Below are 2,792 nucleotides of genomic sequence, written 5' to 3' on the forward strand. Positions count from 1 at the left end.
ACCACGAGGCCCACGCCCTCGTCCTGCCCGAGCTGTCCGGTCCCTACTACGCCGAGCTGCTCATCGGCTTCGAGTCCCGCGCGGCCGAGCTCGGCCAGAGCGTCACGCTGATGCTCACCGAGGGCAAGGGCGACATTGCCCGCGCCGTGCGGCAGCTCGCCACCCACGTCGACGCCATCGCCGTGCTCGGCTCGGCCGCCATGCCGCCGGCGGTCGCCCGCGCACTGCACGGGAAGAAGCCGGTCGTCATCATCGCCGGAGCGCCGCAGGAGGGCATCGAGAGCGTCCGCGCCGAGAACGCCCACAGCGCAGAGCAGCTCACCGAGCACGTCCTCGCGCACGGCCGCAGCCGGCTCCTCTTCGTCGGCGACCCCGAGGGCGCGCCCGACATGCGCGAACGCCACGCCGGCTTCGTCGCCGCCCACCGGGCCCGGGGGCTCGACCCGGCCGAGCCCCTGCGCGTGGCGTTCCGCGAGGGGGCCGGCGAGGCCGTGGCCGAGCGCATCCTCTCCGGCGAGCTCGAGGCCGACGGGCTCGTGTGCGCCAACGACGAGCTCGCACTCGCCATCATGTCCCACCTGCAGGACGCCGGCCGCGACGTCCCCGGTGAGATCGCCGTCGTGGGCTGGGACGACGTCATGACCGCCCGCTACGTCCGGCCGGGCCTGACCACCGTCCGGCAACCCGTGCACGAGCTCGGCGTCCTGGCCGCCGAGCGCCTCCACCAGCGCGTCTCGGGCGGCCAGCCGCTGCTCGAGCCGCAGATCCTGCCCACCGAGCTCGTCATCCGCGGCTCCTGCGGCTGCACGCCGCGCTGACCGCGCGACGCCCCCAAGACCCGTCCGCAGCCCCACTCGACCCCCAGTCCCGCCTCGAGAGCCCCGCCCCAGACCCCGACACAGCCGTCGGGACACCCGAGAAAGTGAGAGACCGATGAGACGCACCACAGCCATCACGGTCGCGTGCATGACTGCCGCGGCCCTCACCATGACCGCCTGCGGTCGAGGCGCCGACGCCGGAGGCAGCGGAGCCGGCCAGACCGGCGCCGCGGTCAGCACCGGCAAGGCCAGCGGCACGATCACCGTCTGGGCGATGGGTGCCGAGGGGGACAACCTGCCCAAGCTGACGAAGGACTTCGAGACCGCCAACCCGGGCGTCAAGGTCCAGGTCACCGCGATCCCGTGGGACGCCGCGCACGACAAGTTCACCGCAGCCATCGCCGCGGGCAAGACGCCTGACGTCGCCATGGTCGGCAGCACGTGGATGGGCGAGTTCGCGAGCAGCAACGCCATCGACCCGACGCCGGCGCAGATCGACAAGTCCTCCTTCTTCGAGGGCGCCCAGAAGACGACCGAGGTGAACGGCACCTCCTACGGCATCCCGTGGTACGTCGAGACGCGTGTCGTCTACTACCGAACCGACCTGGCCAAGAAGGCCGGCTTCGACTCCGTGCCGAACAACTGGCAGGGACTGAAGGACATGGCCAAGGCCATGCAGACCAAGGCCGGCGCCAAGTGGGGCATCGGCCTGCAGGCCGGCGGCGAGGGCTCGTGGCAGACCGTGATGCCGTTCGCGTGGAGCGAGGGCGCCGACCTCACCAAGGACGGCGGCAAGGCGTACAACTTCGACAGCCCGCAGCTGCTCAAGGCCACGAAGTACTACCAGTCGTTCTTCACCGACGGCATCTCCGACAAGAGCGCCCCGGCGACCCCGACCACCGAGCCGGACTTCGCCAGCGGCAAGGTGCCGATGTTCATCTCCGGCCCGTGGGAGATGTCGGCCGTCGAGAAGGTCGGCGGCGCCGGCTTCAAGGACAAGTACAACGTCGCCCCGATCCCCGCCGGCTCGGCCGGGTCGTCCTCGTTCGTCGGCGGGTCCAACTTCGTCGTCTTCAAGAACACCAAGAACCGCGACACCGCGTGGAAGTTCGTCCAGTGGCTCGCCGACCCGAAGGTCCAGGCCAAGTGGTACTCGATCTCCACCGACCTGCCGTCGGTCAAGAGCGCCTGGCAGGACCCCTCGCTCGCCTCGGACAAGAAGCTCGCCGTCTTCGGCAAGCAGCTCGAGACCGCCAAGGCGCCGCCGTCATTCCCGACCTGGGAGCAAGCCGTCAAGGGGCTCGACACCGAGATGGAGAAGATCACCAAGACGGGTGAGGACCCGGCCCAGGGCCTCAAGACGGCCCAGCAGCAGGCCGACTCCATCGGCACGGGAATGTGACCCGATGACCGCCCAGACCGCCCAGAACGGAGCGGCGACCTCCCGCCGGCGTGCCGACTCGGCCCGCCGGCGGGAGGGGCGGGCGGCCTGGATCCTCGCCGTGCCGTTCTGCCTGCTCTTCCTCGCCTTCACCGCGTGGCCGGTGATCCAGTCGCTCTTCATGAGCTTCACCGACACCAGGGCCCGCGACCTGCGAAACCCCTTCGCGGTCAACATCATCGGGTTCGACAACTTCACCAAGGCCCTCTCCGACCCGCTGTTCCGCACCGCCGCCGGCAACACCGCCTACTTCGTGCTCGTCGGTATGCCGCTGACGCTCGTCGTCGCGCTCGCCGCCGCGGTCGCGCTGGACAAGGGGATCACCCGCTTCCGCGCGGTCTTCCGCCTCGGCTTCTACATGCCGGTCATCACCTCGATCGTCGCGGTCGCCGTCGTGTGGCGCTTCCTCCTGCAGAACCCGGGCGGCCTCATCAACACGGTGCTCGGCTGGGTCGGCGTCACCGGGCCCAACTGGCTCGGCGACCCGCACTGGTCGATGCCCTCGCTGATCCTCATGGCGTCGTGGCGCAACT

General features: G+C 70.5%; 3 protein-coding genes. All 3 read left to right on the forward strand.

Annotation, left to right across the window (positions count from 1 at the left end; all coding sequences use genetic code 11):
* On the forward strand, positions 1–818 hold an 818-nt coding region (locus ABD194_RS20760), incomplete at its 5' end, for a LacI family DNA-binding transcriptional regulator (RefSeq protein ID WP_343995070.1).
* A gap of 148 nt (positions 819–966) precedes the next feature.
* Positions 967–2,220 carry a sugar ABC transporter substrate-binding protein gene (locus tag ABD194_RS20765; RefSeq protein WP_343995072.1) on the forward strand — a complete coding sequence of 418 codons (1,254 nt, stop codon included), beginning with the start codon at positions 967–969 and terminating at the stop codon, positions 2,218–2,220.
* Positions 2,221–2,224: 4 nt separating this feature from the next.
* On the forward strand, positions 2,225–2,792 hold a 568-nt coding region (locus ABD194_RS20770; protein ID WP_343995075.1), incomplete at its 3' end, for a carbohydrate ABC transporter permease.

Source organism: Terrabacter terrae (assembly GCF_039529575.1).
Taxonomy (GTDB): Bacteria; Actinomycetota; Actinomycetes; order Actinomycetales; family Dermatophilaceae; genus Terrabacter; species Terrabacter terrae.